The sequence below is a fragment of the Nonomuraea deserti genome, from assembly GCF_004348685.1.
Classification (GTDB): domain Bacteria; phylum Actinomycetota; class Actinomycetes; order Streptosporangiales; family Streptosporangiaceae; genus Nonomuraea; species Nonomuraea deserti.
Window position 1 is genome coordinate 1 of the sequence record NZ_SMKO01000137.1, and the last position, 17,783, is coordinate 17,783.

The following is a 17,783-nucleotide window of genomic DNA, read 5'->3' on the forward strand; positions in this document are numbered from 1 at the left end:
TTGTTTGTGTTTTTTATAAAGCCGAAAACGGCATACGATATCCTGCTACGTCTCGTGGGCTCGGGGATGTGTATAAGAGCCAGGAGGCCTGGCAGGGTGGCTCCGCACCCTCCCGACCATCCCCGCCACAAGGGCCGGACGCCGCCGACGCGGGAGGGCCGGAAAGAGGTGCATGGTGCCCGACCCAGCTCACCGGAGCACAGCCGGGCCACGCCCGTCCACCGATGCTCGCCCCTCCGGAAGGGGGCACGTCGCGCGCCCCGCTGGCAGCCGCCACTGGCGCTCTCACCGAACAGCGGCTCTCCTTATATATATGGTGGCCGCCATTCCGATCCGAGGAGGACGATGATCATGGGCAGGGCACTCGTCGCGGTCCTGGCCGGTGGGGCGCTGATCGCGACCGGCACGCCCGCACTCGCCCAGACAATCCGTGCGGCCCGAGCCACCCCCGCTGGGCAGGCCACTGAGGGCGTCGGGGCCGCCAAGACCAGGCTGGGCCCGTACGGCTACGGCAAGGTCAGGCTGGGGATGAGCGCGAAGAAGGCGGGAGCGACAGGCAAGGTCCTGCTCAAGATGCCCCTGGGGGGAGGTGCCTGCTCCGGCTGGGACCTGAAGGCACACCCCACCGGCAGGAACAGCGTGGGCCTGTACATCTCGAAGCGGCGCGGCGTGGCCGTGATCTTCGCCCCGAAGGATGTCAGGACACCGCAGAGCATCGGCATCGGTTCCACGACGAAGCAGGTCAAGAAGGCATACCCGCGGTGGAAGACGGCCGCGAGCGGCTTCCTCCTCGCCTCCGTGCCCGGCAACGGCAAGGCCTACTACGCCTTCTTCGCCACGAAGAAGGGCACGGTCGAGGAGCTGGCGCTCGGGCTCGACACGCAGGACTGCGTCAACTGACCACGTGACCGGGGCGGGGCCGCGGGAGGGAGGCGATCACGACCAGGCCGCCGCCCTCGCGCGGCCGCGCCCGCACCTCGCCGCCGTGCGCGAGCGCCACCGACCGCACGATCGACAGGCCCAGCCCGGCGCTCTTCCCCGTGACGGTCCGTTCGGCCCCGTGCCGGTGGAAGGGCTTGAAGAGCAGGTGGACATCGTACGGCGGCACGCTCGGCCCGGTGTTGCTGACCTCCACCTCGACCTTCCCGTCCGACACGGTACGGCTCACCACCCGCACCCATCCGGTGCCGTCGTCGACGTTGTACCGGATGCCGTTCTCCACGAGGTTGTGCACGAGCCGTTCCAGCAGCAGCGCGTCCCCGGTGGTGGGGGCCTGCTCGGCGACCTCGTACATCGTGACCTTGGCCTCGAAGGCGTCGGACGAGGTGTGGGCGACCACGTGCGTCACCACGTCGGCCAGGTCGACCGGCGACCGGTCCGCGATGTGCTGGTCCGATCTGGCCAGCAGCAGCAGTCCGGAGATGAGGCGTTCGTGGCGGGCGTTGATCTCCAGCAGGCTCTCGCCCAGCTCCTTGACGTCGGGCGTGGCCGTACGCCGGTGCATGGCCAGTTCGACCAGCGCCCGGTTCAGGGTCAGCGGGGTGCGCAGCTCGTGGGAGGCGTTCGCGACGAACCTGCGCTGCCCGTCGAAGGAGTGGTCGAGCCGCTCGACCATGGTGTCGAAGGTGTCGGCGAGCTCCTTGACCTCGTCGTCGGGCCCGTCCAGGGAGATGCGCTCGTGCAGGCCGCGCTCGGCCATCGGGGCGGCGGCGATCCTGCGCGCCGTGGCGGTCACCTGGTGCAGCGGCGCCAGCACGCGGCCCGCCACCACCCAGCCGAGCACCACTGCGGCGGCCCCGACCACGATCAGCGCGACGGCTCCCTGGGTGATCAGCGACGTGACGGCGACGCCGCGCAACTCCATCTCCTGCCGCTCTATGAACTCCCTCGCCGCCTCGCCCGAGAGTTCGATCCCGTCGCGGAGGAGGAAGGTCTTCTTGAACTTGCCGGGCTCCGGCGCGAACCGGCTCTCGAAGTACTGGTTGAGCTGCTGGTCGAACAGGAGATAGGTGACGCCGAGCAGCGTCAGCCCGGCGACCATGAACAGGGCGCCGTAGACGAGGGTGAGCCGCAGCCGGAGGGTCGGCTGCGGGCGTGACAGGCGCGAGAAGATCATGCGATCCGATACCCCACTCCTGGCACGGTCTCCACGACCGGCGGGTCGGCGAGTTTGCGGCGCAGCTTCAGGATGGTGAGCCGGACCGCGCCGGTGAAGGGGTCGGCGTGCTCGTCCCACGCCTTCTCCAGCAGCTGCTCGGCGGAGACGACGGTCCCGTTCGCCCGCATCAGCTCGGTCAGGACGGCGAACTCCTTCTTCGACAGCGGCACGAACCGCCCGTTCCTGTACACCTCCCGCCGCGCCGGGTCCAGCGTGATCCCGGCCCGCCGCAGCACGGGCGGCGCGGCGGGGCGGGCGCGCCGGCCCAGCGCCAGCACGCGAGCGGCCAGCTCGGGAAAGGCGAACGGTTTCGGCAAGTAGTCGTCGGCGCCGATGGACAGCCCGGTCACCCGGTCGTCGAGCTGCGCGGCGGCCGTCAGCATCAGCACCCGCGCGTCGGATTCCGACGCCACGAGCTGCTTGCACACGTCGTCGCCGTGCACGCGCGGCAGGTCGCGATCCAGCACGACGACGTCGTAATCGTTGACCGCGATCCGCTCCAGCGCGCTCTCGCCGTCGTGCGCCAGGTCGACCGCGTGGGTCTCGTCCCGCAGCCATTCGGCGATCGCGTCGGCGAGGATGCGCTCGTCTTCTACCACCAACACCCGCATGGCGTATCCAAGCCCTTTCATCCGCTTACCGAGGCCGATTGTGGCGCAGGAGATATTCGCTCGAAGTAAGCCGAAATGGAAACGTTGAGGAAACAGCCGGCTCTATTGCATCTCCCTTCGACGACAGTTCGACGGAGGAGAGCTTTGATGCGAGGACGAGTCCTCAGCGCGCTGGCCGTGGCGCCGATCGCGTTCACCCTGGCCCTGACCGGTTGCGGGTCCGCCGGTGGCGGCGGATCCGATGTGGCGTCGGTGAGCGGCGGCAGCGGCAACCAGGCCGCGGCCACCAGCAAGCCGAGCGTGGATCCACAGGAACAAGGCCTCAAGTTCGCGCAGTGCATGCGCGAGAACGGCGTGGATGTCCCCGACCCGGAGCCGGGCAAGGGCGTCAGGATGAAGATGGAGGCGAAAGGCCCGGAGGATCGGGAGCGGATCGAGAAGGCCCAGGAGGCCTGCAAGGAGTTCGCCCCGAGCGGGCAGAAGTCGGGCCAGGGCGACCCCAAGATGGGCGAGAACCTGCGCAAGCTGGCGCAGTGCATGCGTGACAACGGCGTCGAGAACTACCCCGACCCCGAGGGCAACATGATGCGCATCACGGGTGAGGTCGGCAAGGACCCCGACTTCAAGGACGCGCAGGCCAAATGCCAGAAGGAGTCCGCCGAAGCCGGTGTGGGAGATTCCTGATGACTCCGGCGACGGACCGGGCCACGCCTCTGGACGGGAAGGCGGAGCCCGACGCGACATCCGCCCGCCGCCGACGCGGCGGGCGGGGCAAGCTGGTCGCCGGCCTGCTGGTCGCCGTGGCCGTGGCCGTCGCCGGCGGTGCGCTGGTGGCGGTGAACAGCGCGGGCCTGCTGGACGGGAACGCGGAGCCGACGCGGTCGGCCGGTGCGTTGCCCCCTGCCACCACCGAGGTGACCAAGCAGACCCTGAACGACACCAGGGACGCCGACGGCGAGCTGGGCTACGGCCCGGTGACCACGGCGGTGAGCAGGAGACCGGGCACGATCACGTGGCTGCCCGACAGCGGCCGGCAGATCACCCGCGGCAAATCCCTCTACCGGGTGGACAACGAGCCGGTCATGCTCATGTACGGCAAGACGCCCGCGTACCGCGACCTCAAGTCCGGGCTGGAGGGCGGCGACGTCGAGGCGTTGGAACGCAACCTCAGCAAGCTCGGCTACGACGGCTTCACCGTCGACGACGAGTACACCTACGACACGGCCGAGGCCGTCATGGAGTGGCAGGAGGATCGGGGGCTGGACGAGACCGGCGTGGTCGAGCTGGGCCGGATCGTCTTCGCGCCCGGCAAGGTGCGGGTGGAGAGCCTGGAGACCGAGGAGGGCCAGCCGACCGCGCCCGGTCAGAAGGTGCTGACCTACACCGGCACGTCCAAGGTGATCACGGTCGAGCTGGACGCCGAGGACCAGCGGATGGCCAAGAAGGGCTCCGAGGTCGAGGTCACGCTGCCGGACGGCAAGAGCGTGGACGGCAAGGTGACCGAGGTCGCCACCGTCATCCAGCCAGGAGAGAGCCAGGACGCCGAGCCGGAGACCCGGCTGGAGGCGCTGGTCTCGATCGGCGACTCGAAGGCCGCCAAGGGCCTCGACAAGGCGGCGGTGGACGTGACGTTCACGGCCTCCAAGCGCAAGGACGTCCTGACCGTGCCGGTCGCGGCGCTCGTGGCGCTGCAGGAGGGCGGGTTCGGCCTCCAGATCATCGAGGGAGGAAGGTCCCGGTACGTCGCGGTGGAGACGGGGCTGTTCGCCGGGGGCCGGGTCGAGGTCAGCGGCGACGGGCTCGCCGAGGGCATGACCGTGGGGATGCCGAAGTCATGACGTACCCCATGATCGAGCTGACGGACGTGTCCAGGACCTATCCCGGCGGCGTGGCGGCGCTGCAGTCGGTGTCGCTGCGGATCCGGCACGGCGAGCTGGCCGCCATCGTCGGGCCGTCGGGCTCGGGGAAGTCGACCATGCTCAACGTCATCGGCACCCTCGACCGGCCCACCTCGGGGACCGTGCACATCGACGGCTACGACGTCTCGACGTTGTCGGACGGGCAGCTGTCGGCGCTGCGGGCCACCACGATCGGCTTCGTCTTCCAGTCGTTCCACCTCGCATCGAAGGTCCCCGCGCTGGACAACGTGGCCGACGGGCTCGTCTACACGGGCCTGAGCAGGCCGGAGCGGCGCCGCCGCGCGGCGGCCGCGCTGGACCGGGTGGGGCTGGGGCACCGGATGGACCACGAGCCGCACGAGTTGTCCGGCGGTGAACGGCAGCGCGTGGCCATCGCCAGGGCCGTGGCGGGCGACCCGCCGCTGGTGCTGGCCGACGAACCCACCGGGGCGCTGGACTCGGTGTCGGGGACGGGGGTGATGGAGTTGCTGCACGAGCTGAACGCGAGCGGCACGACCATCCTGATCATCACGCACGACCGGGAGATCGCGGCGGGTCTGCCCAGGCAGGTGCGGATGCGCGACGGCCGGATCGTCTCCGACTCCGCCGCCGCCCCGCCCAGCGAGCCCTGGCCCCGGCACGCCGGATCAGGGGTGGCGTGATGGGCATCGAGGTGGCGCGGCTCAAACCGTCGCCGGCCAGGATGCGGCTGGGTGATGTCCTGCGGGTCGGCGCGGTCGGCCTGCGCACGCGACCGCTGCGGGCGTTCCTGTCGGCGCTGGGCATCGCGATCGGCATCGCCGCCATGGTCGGCGTCGTCGGGCTCTCGTCCTCGTCGGGCGCCGAGCTCGACCGTACGCTGTCGGCGCTCGGAACCAATCTGCTCACCGTGTCGTCGGGCACCACGCTCATGGGCGAGGCGGCGCAGATGCCGGAGGACGCGGAGATGATGATCGAACGCATCGGCCCCGTCGAGCGGGCGTCGTCGGTCGGGAAGGTCTCCGAGGCCAAGGTGTACCGGTCGGAGCAGATCCCCGAGGCACAGACGGGCGGCATCAGCGCGTACGCCGCGAGCCTCGACCTGCCCGCCACGGTGGGCGCGACCCTGAGCAGCGGCACCTGGCTGAACGCGGCCACGGAACGTTACCCCGCCGCCGTGCTCGGCTCCGTCACCGCCCAGCGGCTCGGCATCGGCGCGGCGGGCGTGGACACCCAGATCGTCGTCGGCGGCGTGCGGTTCACGGTCGTCGGCATCCTGAACCCGGTGGCGCTCGCCGCCGACCTGGACAGCGGGGTCCTGGTCGGCTGGCCGGTGGCGGAGTCGAGGCTGGACTTCGACGGCCACCCGACCACGCTCTACACCCGGTCGGAGGAGGCCAAGCTGGAGTCGGTACGGCAGGTGCTGGCCGGCACGGCCAACCCCGAGGCGCCGAACGAGGTGGACGTCTCGCGCCCGTCCGACGCGCTGGCCGCCAAGCAGGCGACCAGCCAGGCGTTCGCCAACCTCCTGCTGGGCGTCGGCGCGGTGGCCCTGCTCGTCGGCGGCGTCGGCGTGGCCAACACCATGGTCATCTCGGTGCTCGAACGCCGCGCGGAGATCGGCCTGCGGCGGTCACTGGGCGCCACTCGCGGCCAGATCCGCACGCAGTTCCTCGCCGAGTCGCTGCTGCTGTCCGCGATGGGCGGGAGCGGGGGGATCCTGCTCGGCATGGGCGTCACCATGGGGTACGCGCTCTACAGCGGCTGGCCGTCCGTGGTGCCGGCCTGGGCCACGGTGGGCGGCCTGGTGGCCACCCTGCTCATCGGGGCCGTGGCCGGCCTCTACCCGGCCATCCGCGCCTCCCGGCTGTCACCGACGGAGGCCCTGTCCACCCCGTGAGCGTCCGTCCGGGCGCGCGGGGTGGCGAGGCGGCCTGCTATTCGGCGGCGTAGCAGGTCGTCTTGCCGACGATCCGGACCACGGGCGGCTCTCCGGCGAGCACGGTCAGCTCGAAGGTCAGCCCCGTCTCCGGGTTGCGCAGCACTGAGACGTCCGCGTCATCGTCACGGAGATCCACATCGTCGGCGATCTTGCTGTAGCCCATTTCCCCCAGCCGGTCGAGCAGCCCCGTGGAGGCGCCCGCAGCGTCGCTCTCGGCACGCAGCAACCGCCGCGCCTGCCCCGGCAGGCAGACGTCGTCGTCGATCTCCTCGGCCTGCGACACATCCAGGCCGGCCGCGTCGAGCAGGCGCCCGGCGTCGGCGCTGAGCCGCTCGCCGGCCTCTTCGAGGTTCGCCGGCCCCGCCGCAGCGCAGGACGTCACCGCCGCGACGCAGAGGAGCATCACGGGGACACCGTGACGGCGAAGGCGCACCTTCGCAATGTAGCCGGAAACCGTCCAGGCGCACAGGGCGGAGCCGGCACGCGTCAGGGCCGCCAGCGGCGCAGCCCGGTGTCCTGCTCGTACGGCTGCGCGTCCGGGTAGGTGACCAGTTCCACCACGCTGCCCCAGGGCGTGCGGCAGTGGACGAACCGGTTGCGCCCGCCCGACTCCGGCCCCGGCAGCGGCACCGGCTCGGCCATCGGCGACCCGCCGGCCTCGATCATCCGCTGGACCGCCGCGTCCACGTCGTCCACGTACAGGGCGACGTGCTGCCATCCCAGATCGCACATGAGGACCGGGTCGGCCTGCCGTGGCCCGCCGAACTCGAACAGCTCGATTCCGGGCCCGTTGGGCAGCCGCAGCATGCGGATCGCCACCTCGACCGTCCCCTGGGGCACGCCCAGCCGCCGCTCGACCGCCCACCCTCCCTTCGGTCCCCGCTCCTTGGGCAGGGTGTCGTAGAGCACCTCGGCCCCGAACGCGCGGGCGAAGAATTTCGTCGCCTCGTCGAGGTCGGGCACCGTCACCCCGACGTGGTCGATGCCGTGCACGGTCATGGACTGTCTCCCCTCGCCGCCGCGGTCGCCGGGCCGTCGCGTCGTTCCCCTCGCGCCGGGTCGACCGCCGCGGTCGCCGGCCTCTCGCGTCGTTCCCTCGCGGCGGGTCACCGGCCGCGGAGCCTGGAGATCAGCCCCAGGTCCTCCGCGCAGCGGCCGAGCCCGAGCGCCACGGACTCCATCGGCCGCTCCGCCCTGCTCACCGGAATGCCCAGCGCCGCCCGCAACCGCCGGCCGAGCCCGCGCAGCAGCGCGCCGCCGCCCACCACCACCGCGCCGCGGTCGGCGAGATCCACGGAGATCTCGGGCGGGCACTGCTCCACGGTTTCGATCGCGGCCCGCACGATGGACTCGATCGGCTGCCTGGTCGCCTCGTAGATCCGCTGCACGGGCAGCGGAATCGAGCGCTCGCGGCCGGTGTCGCTCTCGCGTCCGCGCACCGTGACCTGCCGATACAGAGGCTTCCACGCGGTGCCGGCGCGCCGCTTGGCCGACTCGGCCTCCTCCTCGTCGAGTTGCAGCCCGTGGTCGCGTTCGACCTGGCGGATGATGGCGCGGTTCATGCCCTCGCCGCCGCCGGGGATCGCGGCGGCCGCGATCACGGAGCCGTGGGAGAGCACGGCGATCCTGGTGGTGTCGCGCCCGATGTCGATCACCATGCGCCCGGCGCAGTCCTTGACCGGCAAGCCCACGCCCAGCGCCGCCGCCAGCGCGTGCGGGATCAGCAGGATCCCCCTGGCCTCCGCCTCGAACGCGATGTCGCGCAGCGCCGCGCGCTCGATCGGGGTGGAGTTGTTCGGCAGCGCCAGCACGACGCGCGGCCTGGAGAACGGATGCCCGTGCACTCTGCGCAGGAAGTACCTGATCAGGTGCCGGGCGAGTTCGTCGTCGACCGGGAGGCCGCCGCTGACCGGCCAGCGCGTCTCTCCCCGCGCGCCCTGGGCGGCCTCGGCGCCGTATCCGACGACCCGGCCCGTGCGGCTGTCCAGCATGACGGCGGAGGGCTCGTCGAGCACGATGCCCTTGCCCTTGACGTAGATCCGGGTGCTCGCGGCACCCAGATCCATCGCCAGGTCATGACCGAGCACGTTCATCGCGGCACGTCCATCGTGGCACCTGGGGCGTCGACCAACATGCGGGGTGTATTTCCTGGGCCACTCCAACGCAACACCAGGAACCGAACGGTCTCCCTTTACCCGGCGGGCGTACGCTGCGATCGTGCTCGACTACGACTTCGAAGCCGCACATTACGACGAGACCCGTGGCGGCCTGCCGCGGGCCGAGGCCGCCGCCGAGGCCGTGCGCGGTCTGCTGCCCGGGGGCACGCTGCTCGACGTCGCGTGCGGCACCGGGCTGGTGACCAGGGAACTCGCCGGGCGCGGCCTGCGGGTGCTCGGCGTGGACGCCTCCGCCGGCATGGCGCGGGTCGCCGCGGGGCGGGTGCACGTGGTCCTGGGTGACGGCTGCGCGTTACCCGTACGCGACGGGTCGGTCGACGCGGTCACCACGATCTGGCTGCTCCACCTGCTCGGCGACGCCCGCCCGGTGATCGCCGAGGCCGCGCGCGTGGTGCGGCCAGGCGGCGTGTACGTCACGACGGTCGACAAGCGGGCCGCCCACGGGCCTGGAGGCCGGCGGCATCCCGCCGACGACCGGGAGCTGGTCGTGGCGGAGGCGGCGCGGCACGGTCTGCGGCAGTCCGGCGAGGCCACGTTCGTGGGTCACGGGCAGGGGCGGGACGGGCCTGACCCGGTGTTCCGGCTGCTGGCGTTCATCCGAGACGGATAACAGGGCGAGGTCGGTTTCGCGTCGAAAGCGACCTCGTGCGAAGCTGTGGTTGTCCCCAACACCATGGAGGTCCTCATGGCGGAATCACCGGAGCCGGAAGTCAGCGAAACTCCCGAGGACGAGATGAAGCGCAAGTTCCGCGAAGCACTGGAGCGCAAGCGCAACCAGCATGCGGGCTCCGGCGCTGGTGGCAGGGGCGTCGACCCATCGAAGATTCACGGGGCGCACGGCCCGGCTGCGAGTAAGAGATCGTTCAGGCGCAAGAGCGGCGGCTGAGCCGGAGGAACTGAGGGGGTACGGCATGCCGTACCCCCTTTTGTATTCCCGCGCTAGGTAGATCTTTGCCCGTTTGATGGCGAATCGTTTGCGTATGTCCGATTCGCTGCTAGAGTTGCCGCCATTACCAGCCGGTGACCTGGCCCTTACCCAAGAGAGGGCCTCCGGCTGGCGCCGAATCCCGACTCGATCGGGAACCGGGGACCCACCCTCACTGGGGTGAATCCGGCCGCGTGCCGGTAGGGCATCTCCACGCCCGAACCCGTCAGCTAACCCGGTAGGTGTGATGGAGAGGACATACCGCATGTATTGCCGCGTCGTACCCCCGAATCGCGTAGTGCCGGCCGCCGCCTGAGCGGCCCTCCTTCCCCAGGTTCTTTCCCTCGCCCGATGTAGTCGCTCGGGCGTGCCGCAGCGCCGTGCCTTCTTGCCGGCGCGCCTCCCCCTCGTCCCCTCGCGAAGGACTTCACATTTTCATGTCTCCCCGTTCTGGTCTGCGTTCCCTTGCCCTGCTCACCGCCTCCGCCGTCAGCTCGATGAGCGTCGTCTGCACCGCGGCACACGCCGATCCGGGCGCCGAGGAGAAGGTCCTGTTCAAGGGCTCCACCACGGCGTCGTACTTCTGGGACGACGGCTCGGGCAGGGCCGGCGACACCGGCCTCCCCGCCAGCGGCAAGCCGATGCAGAAGGGCATGGCCGCCAGCCCGAGCTGGCCGCTGCTGACCGAGGGGTACGTGATCTACAAGGGCAAGAAGATGCCCTTCTTCGTCGGGGACAGAGGGCCGGGGGAGCCGTCCAGTCGCGGCATCATGCTGGATCTCGACGCCAAGACGTTCGCCGACCTGACCGGGGGCACCTTCAACCGCGACTCGCTGATGATCGACGGCAATGGCGGCAAGGGGCACATCGAGATCGACTACGTCATCACCAAGTGGGGTGACGGCCTGGGCAAGAAGGGGCGGCCGGTGCCCTTCTCGACCGGCGCGTACGCCCGGCGAGGCTGACTTTACTAACGTGGCGCCAGAATGACATTCTGGTCACCGTGACCCTCCGCGTAGCCGCGAACGGCATCGACATCGCCTACGAAAGCATCGGCTCCCCCGACGGACGGCCCCTGCTTCTCATCATGGGGCTCGGCGCGCAGCTCACCCACTGGGACGACGGGTTCTGCGAGCTCCTGGTGGAGCAGGGACACCACGTCGTCCGGTTCGACAACCGCGACGCGGGCCTGTCGACTCACCTCCACGACCAGGGCGCTCCCACGACGGGGGCGCCTTCGGCGTACCTGCTGGACGACCTGGCCGACGACACCGCGGGCTTCATGGACGCCATCGGCTGGCCGGCCGCCCACGTGGTCGGCGCCTCCATGGGCGGGATGATCGCCCAGTCCCTGGCCATCCGGCATCCGGCACGGGTGCTGACCCTCACCTCGCTCATGTCGACGCCCGGCCCCACGGTCGCTCCGCCGACGGAGGCCGCGTTCGCGGCCCTGACCGCCCGTCCCGCCGCCGAACGGGCGGCCGTCATGGCGCAGGCGCTGGAGACGTATGCGGTGATCGGCTCGCCCGGTTACGCGATGGACCGGGAGAGGGTCGTCCAGAGGGCCGGGCGCGCGTTCGACCGCTGCTTCGACCCGGCGGGCACGGGCCGGCAGCTGGCCGCGATCATGGCTTCGGGTGACCGTACGGACCTGCTGGCGAGCCTGACCATACCGGCGCTGGTGCTGCACGGGGAGGCCGACCCGCTCATCCCGGTCGAGGGCGGCCGGGCCACGGCGGCGGCCATTCCCGGCGCCCGGCTGGTGACCTATCCGGGCATGGGCCACGACCTGCCCGAGCCGCTCTGGCCGGAGATCGCCCGCGAGATCGCCAAGCTGACCGCCGCCTGACTACGCGGACCGCTCCCGCCGCCGGAGGATCTCGGCCACGTGGGTCTCGGCCCACGTGGCCACCGCCGAGATCGGGTCGTGCAAGGAGCGGCCCAGGTCGGTCAGCGCGTACTCCACCCGAGGCGGCACCTCCGCGAACACCTCGCGCGTGATCAGCCCGTCCTGCTCCATGGTCCGCAACGTCTGCGTCAGCACCTTGGGCGTGACCCCGCCGATCCGCGAGCGCAGCCGGGTGAAGCGCATCGGCCCGTCGGCGAGGCAGAGCAGCACCAGCGCCGACCATTTGTCGCCGATCCGGTCGAGAACCACCCGCGTCGGGCAATTCGGGTCGAAGATATCACCGGTATCCACAAGGTACTTATAGCACGGTGAAGTAACCAGTATCCGATGGATATCGTGACCCCATGAAGATCCTTCTTTTCGGCGCGACCGGCATGCTCGGTCAGCGCATAGCCGCGGAACTGGCCGGCCGCGGGCACGAGGTGACCGGCCTCAGCCGCAGCGGGCCCGTCAAGGGCGACGTCCACGACGCCGCCACGCTGGCCAAGGGCCACGACGCCGTCATCTCCGCCATCGCGCCGCCGCGCGACGGCACCGAGCCGGGGCCACCCTTCCTCGCCGCCAACCGCGCCCTCATCGAGGGTGTGCGCGCGGCCGGGGTGCGCCGGCTCGTCGTCGTGGGCGGCGCGGGCAGCCTCCAGGTCTCGTCCGGCGTCGACCTGGTCGACACGCCCGGCTTCCCCGAGCACCTGAAGAAGGAGGCGCTGGCCGCTCGTGCCGCGCTCGAGCTCTACCGGGAGGTCGCGGACCTCGACTGGACCTACGTCTCGCCGGCCGCGGAGCTCGCGCCGGGCGAGCGTACGGGCGCCTTCCGCGTCGGCGGCGACATGCTGCTGACCGACGAGCGGGGCCGCAGCGCCATCAGCGCCGAGGACCTCGCGGTCGCGATCGCCGACGAGGTGGAGCGGAACGCCCACCCGCGCAGCCGCATCACCGCCGCCTACTGAGCCGCCTCGCCGGAGACCGGCTGGGCGTCCTCGTCGGGGAGCAGCGCCTTCTCGTCGGGCTTGTGCACGAGCACGTTGTCCACGTACGACTTCACGGCCGTGGTCAGCCCCACGTCGGCGTTCTCCCCCTCCGACAGATACCAGCGATGGTCGAGGATCTCGTGGAAGAGCTGCGCGGGCTCCAGCTTCCCGCGCAGCTCGGCGGGGATCGCCTCGACCGTGGGCTGGAACACCTCCGCCAGCCAGCGGTGCGCCACGATGGCCTCGTCCTCGTGCCGCAGGCCCTTGGCGACCCTGAAGCCGTCGAGGTCGTTGAGCAGCCGCCGCGCCTGGTTCTCCTCCACGTCGAGCCCGGTCAGCCTGAGCAGCCGCCGCTGGTGGTGCCCCGCGTCCACGACCTTGGGCCGTACGATCAGCCGTCCGGTGCCGACCTTGCGCCGCACCATCATCTCGGCCACGTCGAAGCCGAGCAGGTTGAGCCGTCTGATCCGCTGCTCCACCCGGTGCCAGTCGACCTCCTCGATGATCTCGCTCTGGGTGATCTCGTCCCACAGGCGGTGGTAGCGGGCGACGATGTCCTCGGCGGTGTCCATGGGATCGATCGACGGGTGCAGCAGCCCGCCGGCCTCGAGGTCGAGCATCTCGCCGAAGATGTTCGTGTGCGCCACGTCGATGTCGCCGCGCCGCTGCCCCTCGCTGATCATCGGGTGCATCTCGCCGGTCTCGGCGTCCACGAGGTAGGCGGCGAACGCCCCCGCGTCCCTGCGGAACAACGTGTTGGACAGCGAGCAGTCGCCCCAGTAGAAGCCGTTCAGGTGCAGCCGGACCAGCAGCACGGCGAGCGCGTCCAGCAGGCGGGTGAGCGTGTCGGGGCGCAGGGTGCCCGACATGACCGCGCGGTAGGGGAGGGAGAACTGCAGGTGCCTGGTGATCAGTGCCGCGTCGAGCCCGTTCTCGCGGCCGGTGACGTACGCGACGGGCTCCACGGAGGGGGCGTCGAGCCGGGCGAGGTCCCACAACAACTGGTATTCGCGCTTGGCGTACCGCTCGCTGATCTCCTTGATCGCGTACACCTTGCCGGACAGTCTGGCGAACCGCACCACGTGGCGCGAGATGCCGCGGGGCAGATCGACCAGGTGACGCTGCGGCCAGTCTTGGAGGGGCACCTCCCAAGGGAGGCGGATCAGGTCAGGGTCGCCTAGCGCGCCGGTGATCTGCAGGGGCATTTCATCAGGATATGGTGCATCGGTGGACGAGTTTCTCAAGTGGTACTTTTCCGACCGTCCCGTCATCGCCAGCACATTGGGGGCGGACGGCTACGATCACACCCTCGGCGATTTCACCGCCACCGCCTGGACCGCCCGCGAGCGGGAGGAGGCCCGCTGGCACGATCGCCTGTCGGCACTCGAGACCGGGTCACTCGACGACACGATCGACAGAGACCTTGTCCTCTCCCAGCTGAGGGGTTCCATCGCGCTGGCCTCCTGGCCCGCATGGCGGCGCGACCCCGCCACCTACCTGTCCGCGATCTTCGCCTCGATGTTCACGCCGTTCCAGCACCGCCTCAAGCCGGAGCCCGAGCTGGTGGCGGCCGCCGTCTCCCGGCTCGCCGAGGTGCCCGGCGTGCTGGCCGCCTGCCGCGCCAACCTGGACCCCGACCTGGCGGCCCCGCTGCTGGTGCAGCGCGGGCTCGGCCAGGCCCGCACCGGCCGCAACTTCCTCACCCGCACGATCCCGTCCATGGTCCAGGACGAGGGCCTGCGCGCGACCCTGGCCGAGGCCGCCGAGCCCGCCGCGCGGGCGTTCGACGAGCTGGTCACCTTCCTGGAGGGCTTCGAGTGCGGCGGCACCTGGCGGATGGGGGAGAAGCTCTACTCCACGCTGCTGCGCGAGCGCGAGATGCTCGCGTACGGCGCCGCCGAGCTGCACGAGAAGGGCAAGGCCGCCTGGGCGGAGCTGGACGCGCGGATGCGCCGGGTCGCGCTCGGGGTCAACGGCACCGAGGACTGGCGGGCGGCCATGGAGTCCCTCATGGACGATCACCCGCCCACGCTGGCCGACATGCGCGCAGAATACGAGGCGGAGACCCGGCGGGCCCGCGCGTTCGTCAGGGAGCACGACCTGGTCACGTTCGCCGACGGCGAGGAGTGCCACGTGCTGCCGTCGGCCGAGTACACGCGCCCGGTCCTGTCCGTCGCCCACTACCTGTCGCCGCCGCCGCTGAGCGCCTCACGCACGGGCGTCTTCTTCGTCCCCTACACGCCCGACGACTTCACCCCCGAACAGGTACGCCAGCGCCTGCGCACCAACTCCCGGGCCCAGATGCCGTCGATCGCCGTCCACGAGGCCTATCCGGGGCACCACTGGCACCTGTCGTACATGGCGGGCAACCAGCGTACGGCCAGGAAGGTCTTCCGCACCCCGTACTTCACCGAAGGCTGGGCCCTGTACGTCGAGAAGCTCCTGCACGAGCAGGGCTACTTCGACACCCCCGCCACCGAGCTGGCCCACCTCGACTGCCGGATCTTCCGCGCCGCCCGGATCGTGGTGGACACCGCGCTGCACTGCGAGGACATGTCCGTCGAGGAGGCCGAGACGTTCATGGCCACGAAGGCGTCGCTGTCGCCGGGGACCGCCCAGGGCGAGGTGAACCGCTACTGCGCCTGGCCCACGCAGGCGCCGTCCTACCTCACGGGCGCGATCGAGATCGACCGGATCCGGGAGTCGTTCCGCGGCACGCCGAAGGAGTTCCACGACCGGATCGCCGGATCCGGGGGCCTGCCCCTGGGTCTGGCCGAGCAGGCCGCGCTCGCCTGACCACCGCCTGCCGGGCGGCCCCGGTGGTCGGGCCCGGTGGCCGGGCGGTGTGGTCGGAGCCGGGCGGCCGGGCCGTGCGGTCAGGGGCGGCGGGGGAACGCCGGCGGGTTGAGCGCGCGGTCGACGACGGCGGCGAGCTGCTCGTCCGTGAGGATGGCCGGCTTGCCGACGCCGAGCCCTCTGACGTACACCTCGCACAACCACTCCAGCAGGCGGGTCGCCTCGAACGCCTGCTCCAGCGTCGGCCCGATGGTCACCCCGCCGTGGTTGGCCATCAGGGCCGCCTGCTTGCCCTCCAGCGCCGCCCGTACGTTGGCGGCCAGCTCGGGAGTGCCGTACGTGGCGTACTCGGCGACCTTGACCACGCCGCCGAGTGACAGCGCGTTGTAGTGCACCGGCGGCAGCTCCGTCATCGTGGTGGCCACGACCGTCCCGAACACGGAATGCGTGTGCACCACGGCCAGCGCGTCCGTGGCCTCGTAGACGGCCAGGTGCATGGGGGTCTCGCTGGACGGCTGGGCGTCGCCTTCGACGAGGTGGCCCGAGACGTCCACGATCGGGCACAGCTCGGGCGTCAGCCGGTCGAGCGCGACCCCCGAGGGCGTGACCGCCACCAGGTCGCCCTGGCGCACGCTCAGGTTGCCCGAGGTGCCGATGACCAGGCCGAGCTCGACGGCGCGCCGCCCGTACTCGCACAACTGCTCGCGGAGGCTCATGTGCGTCGAATGTAGTGGGTTGTCCGAAACGCGGCAATCAGCGGCGGTCGAGGGCACCCAGCATGATGCGTTCCGCGCCCTCCCTGGTGATCCGGCCGGGGTAGAGCAGCAGGTGCAGGCTGAGGCCGTCCACCAGGGCGAGCAGGTGCTCGGTGAGGTCGTCCAGGTCGCCGTCCGCGTGGTCCTCCGCGTGGTCCTCCGCGTGGTCCTCCGCGTGGTCCTCCGCGTGGTCCTCCGCGTGGTCCTCCGCGTGGTCCTCCGCGTGGTTTTCCGGGACCAGCTCGCCGGCCGCGCGGGCCTGCCCGAGCAGGTCGCGTACGGCGGCGCGCAGCTCGGCCGCCTCCGCCCGCTGCACCTCGGCCAGGCGTTCCGAGGTCAGGCTGCGGCTCCAGAAGCTGACCTCGAGCCGGGTCTCCTGGCCGCGCTCGTCGTCCAGCGGCAGGTTGTCGAGCAGCAGCTCGCGCAGCGCGGCCAGCCCCGTCGCGCCCTCGACCTTGGCGGTCAGCCGGGCGCGGATGCGCTGGTGGGACTGGCGCAGCGCCGACAGCAGGATCTCGTCCTTGTCGGCGAAGTAGTGGGCGAGGACCCCGTTGGAGTAGCCGGCCTCCTTGGCGATGGCCCGCGTGGTGGCGGCGTCGATGCCGTCCCTGACGATCACCCGGCCGGCCGCCGCCATGACCTCGCGCCTGCGTTCGTCGTGGTCGACGATTTTCGGCATCGGGCTGCCCCTCTCGTAGACGTACCTCACCATATTGACTTTTTATTCGGACGTCTGTCTATTTAGACCATGACCGTCGCCACCGTCGGCGTGCACATCGTCGACATCCTCGCCAGGCCCGTCGAGCACATCCCCGAAGGCCAGGACACCGTGCTGGTCGACCAGATCCGCCTCACCGCCGCGGGCGCCGCCGCGGGAACGGCGGTCGACCTGGTCAAGCTGGGCAACTCCGTGGTCACCATGGGCGCCGTCGGCGACGACGAGCTGGGCGACTTCCTGCTGGCGGTGCTCACCAAGCGCGGCGTGGACGCCTCGCGCCTCGTGCGCAGGCCGGGGGAGCAGACCGCCGCGTCGATCCTGCCCATCAGGCCCGACGGCGGCCGGCCCAGCTTCCACGTGCCCGGCGCGAACCTCGGGGTGACGTACGCCGACCTGGACGCCGGGGTGCTGCGCGGCGCGCGGGCGATCCACCTCGGCGGGATGGACGTCACGTTCGGCCTCGGCGATCCGGCCTTCTTCGCGCTCCTGGACGAGGTACGCGCGGCCGGGACGATCGTCACGATGGACCTGCTGTCGGAGATGCCCGACCTGCTGGGCATGGCCACGGCGTTCCTGCCCCACGTGGACTACGTCCTGCCCAACGAGTCGCAGGCCCTCCTCATGACGGGTGCCACCGACGTCGCGGCGGCCGCGGACGCCCTGCTGGCCCGCGGGCCTCGCGGCGTGCTCGTCACCCTCGGCGCGTCGGGCAGCCTCGTCGTGACGGCGGGCGGCGCGGAGCGGGTGCCCGCGATCAAGGCGGAGGTGGCCGACACGACCGGCTGCGGCGACGCCTACTGCGCCGGCTTCCTCACGGGCCTGCTGCACGGCCAGGACGTGCCGGTCGCCGCCCGCTGGGGCACGGCCGCCGCCGCCCGCGTGGCCACCGGCCTCGGCTCGGACGCCGGCCTCACCGACCTCGCATCCACCCTCAGCCTCCTCTAAGG

The 17,783-nt window shown here is 71.2% G+C and carries 21 protein-coding genes and 1 riboswitch; of the genes, 12 read left to right on the forward strand and 9 right to left on the reverse strand.

The window, feature by feature from the left end; all coding sequences use genetic code 11:
• Window positions 1–351: 351 nt before the first annotated feature.
• Window positions 352–900, forward strand: coding sequence for a hypothetical protein (locus E1292_RS35010; protein WP_132601283.1), 549 nt, complete (start codon window positions 352–354; stop codon window positions 898–900).
• Here the strand turns inward: E1292_RS35010 and E1292_RS35015 are convergent.
• Together E1292_RS35015 and E1292_RS35020 are read right to left on the reverse strand one after the other, a co-directional pair.
• Entirely contained in the window at window positions 893–2,116 is a 1,224-nt protein-coding gene (locus E1292_RS35015) for a sensor histidine kinase (protein ID WP_132601286.1), read from the reverse strand. The genes E1292_RS35010 and E1292_RS35015 overlap by 8 nt on opposite strands.
• Window positions 2,113–2,769, reverse strand: coding sequence for a response regulator transcription factor (locus E1292_RS35020; RefSeq protein ID WP_132601289.1), 657 nt, complete (start codon window positions 2,767–2,769; stop codon window positions 2,113–2,115). The genes E1292_RS35015 and E1292_RS35020 overlap by 4 nt, the downstream gene beginning before the upstream one ends.
• Before the next feature lie 147 nt (window positions 2,770–2,916).
• On the opposite strand from E1292_RS35020, the gene E1292_RS35025 reads away from it, so the two are divergent.
• Genes E1292_RS35025 through E1292_RS35040 form a run of 4 tightly spaced genes read left to right on the forward strand, consistent with a single transcriptional unit; the run spans window position 2,917 to window position 6,546 of the window.
• On the forward strand, window positions 2,917–3,453 hold the full coding sequence (locus E1292_RS35025; RefSeq protein ID WP_132601292.1) for a hypothetical protein: 537 nt from the start codon (window positions 2,917–2,919) through the stop codon (window positions 3,451–3,453).
• Window positions 3,453–4,607, forward strand: coding sequence for an efflux RND transporter periplasmic adaptor subunit (locus tag E1292_RS35030; protein WP_132601295.1), 1,155 nt, complete (start codon window positions 3,453–3,455; stop codon window positions 4,605–4,607). The genes E1292_RS35025 and E1292_RS35030 overlap by 1 nt, the downstream gene beginning before the upstream one ends.
• Window positions 4,604–5,329, forward strand: a complete 726-nt coding sequence (locus E1292_RS35035) for an ABC transporter ATP-binding protein (protein ID WP_132601298.1) — start codon at window positions 4,604–4,606, stop codon at window positions 5,327–5,329. Before E1292_RS35030 ends, E1292_RS35035 begins: the two co-directional genes overlap by 4 nt.
• Complete coding sequence (locus E1292_RS35040; protein WP_246090538.1) at window positions 5,329–6,546, forward strand: ABC transporter permease; 1,218 nt, start codon at window positions 5,329–5,331, stop codon at window positions 6,544–6,546. Before E1292_RS35035 ends, E1292_RS35040 begins: the two co-directional genes overlap by 1 nt.
• A 37-nt stretch (window positions 6,547–6,583) precedes the next feature.
• Here the strand turns inward: E1292_RS35040 and E1292_RS35045 are convergent, their stop codons facing one another.
• The 3 genes from E1292_RS35045 to E1292_RS35055 form a co-directional block, all read right to left on the reverse strand.
• Entirely contained in the window at window positions 6,584–6,994 is a 411-nt protein-coding gene (locus E1292_RS35045; protein ID WP_132601301.1) for a hypothetical protein, read from the reverse strand.
• A gap of 80 nt (window positions 6,995–7,074) precedes the next feature.
• On the reverse strand, window positions 7,075–7,587 hold the full coding sequence (locus tag E1292_RS35050; protein WP_132601304.1) for a VOC family protein: 513 nt from the start codon (window positions 7,585–7,587) through the stop codon (window positions 7,075–7,077).
• A gap of 107 nt (window positions 7,588–7,694) precedes the next feature.
• Window positions 7,695–8,681 (reverse strand): rod shape-determining protein, encoded by a 987-nt coding sequence (locus E1292_RS35055; protein WP_132601307.1) that lies wholly within the window; start codon window positions 8,679–8,681, stop codon window positions 7,695–7,697.
• A gap of 124 nt (window positions 8,682–8,805) precedes the next feature.
• Between E1292_RS35055 and E1292_RS35060 the strand changes: the two genes are divergently transcribed.
• The 4 genes from E1292_RS35060 to E1292_RS35075 all read left to right on the forward strand — a co-directional run bounded on the left by E1292_RS35060 (window position 8,806) and on the right by E1292_RS35075 (window position 11,539).
• Window positions 8,806–9,375: a class I SAM-dependent methyltransferase gene (locus E1292_RS35060; protein ID WP_132601310.1), complete on the forward strand. Its 570-nt coding sequence runs from the start codon at window positions 8,806–8,808 to the stop codon at window positions 9,373–9,375.
• A 75-nt stretch (window positions 9,376–9,450) separates the two neighbouring features.
• On the forward strand, window positions 9,451–9,651 hold the full coding sequence (locus E1292_RS35065; protein WP_132601313.1) for a DUF5302 domain-containing protein: 201 nt from the start codon (window positions 9,451–9,453) through the stop codon (window positions 9,649–9,651).
• A gap of 162 nt (window positions 9,652–9,813) precedes the next feature.
• Window positions 9,814–9,950: riboswitch (cyclic di-AMP (ydaO/yuaA leader) on the forward strand.
• Window positions 9,951–10,127: 177 nt separating this feature from the next.
• Window positions 10,128–10,655 (forward strand): hypothetical protein, encoded by a 528-nt coding sequence (locus E1292_RS35070; RefSeq protein ID WP_132601316.1) that lies wholly within the window; start codon window positions 10,128–10,130, stop codon window positions 10,653–10,655.
• 38 nt (window positions 10,656–10,693) lie between these two features.
• Window positions 10,694–11,539: an alpha/beta fold hydrolase gene (locus E1292_RS35075; protein WP_220447213.1), complete on the forward strand. Its 846-nt coding sequence runs from the start codon at window positions 10,694–10,696 to the stop codon at window positions 11,537–11,539.
• Here E1292_RS35075 and E1292_RS35080 read toward each other — a convergent pair whose 3' ends face one another.
• Window positions 11,540–11,890 (reverse strand): winged helix-turn-helix transcriptional regulator, encoded by a 351-nt coding sequence (locus E1292_RS35080; RefSeq protein ID WP_132601319.1) that lies wholly within the window; start codon window positions 11,888–11,890, stop codon window positions 11,540–11,542.
• Between the two features lie 53 nt (window positions 11,891–11,943).
• On the opposite strand from E1292_RS35080, the gene E1292_RS35085 reads away from it, so the two are divergent.
• A complete protein-coding gene (locus E1292_RS35085; RefSeq protein WP_132601322.1) occupies window positions 11,944–12,546 on the forward strand; it encodes an NAD(P)-dependent oxidoreductase in 603 nt (200 codons plus the stop codon).
• On the opposite strand, the gene E1292_RS35090 is transcribed toward E1292_RS35085, so the two are convergent.
• Window positions 12,540–13,772, reverse strand: coding sequence for a DUF4032 domain-containing protein (locus E1292_RS35090; RefSeq protein ID WP_181958343.1), 1,233 nt, complete (start codon window positions 13,770–13,772; stop codon window positions 12,540–12,542). The two genes, E1292_RS35085 and E1292_RS35090, sit on opposite strands and share 7 nt — an antisense overlap.
• 22 nt (window positions 13,773–13,794) lie before the next feature.
• On the opposite strand from E1292_RS35090, the gene E1292_RS35095 reads away from it, so the two are divergent.
• On the forward strand, window positions 13,795–15,363 hold the full coding sequence (locus tag E1292_RS35095; RefSeq protein ID WP_132601325.1) for a DUF885 domain-containing protein: 1,569 nt from the start codon (window positions 13,795–13,797) through the stop codon (window positions 15,361–15,363).
• Between the two features lie 80 nt (window positions 15,364–15,443).
• Here E1292_RS35095 and E1292_RS35100 read toward each other — a convergent pair whose 3' ends face one another.
• Together E1292_RS35100 and E1292_RS35105 are read right to left on the reverse strand one after the other, a co-directional pair.
• Window positions 15,444–16,079 (reverse strand): class II aldolase/adducin family protein, encoded by a 636-nt coding sequence (locus E1292_RS35100; RefSeq protein ID WP_132601328.1) that lies wholly within the window; start codon window positions 16,077–16,079, stop codon window positions 15,444–15,446.
• Window positions 16,080–16,116: 37 nt separating this feature from the next.
• Window positions 16,117–16,830, reverse strand: coding sequence for a TetR/AcrR family transcriptional regulator (locus E1292_RS35105; protein ID WP_246090539.1), 714 nt, complete (start codon window positions 16,828–16,830; stop codon window positions 16,117–16,119).
• Between the two features lie 36 nt (window positions 16,831–16,866).
• On the opposite strand from E1292_RS35105, the gene E1292_RS35110 reads away from it, so the two are divergent.
• Window positions 16,867–17,781 (forward strand): carbohydrate kinase family protein, encoded by a 915-nt coding sequence (locus tag E1292_RS35110; protein ID WP_132601331.1) that lies wholly within the window; start codon window positions 16,867–16,869, stop codon window positions 17,779–17,781.
• Window positions 17,782–17,783 lie beyond the last annotated feature (2 nt).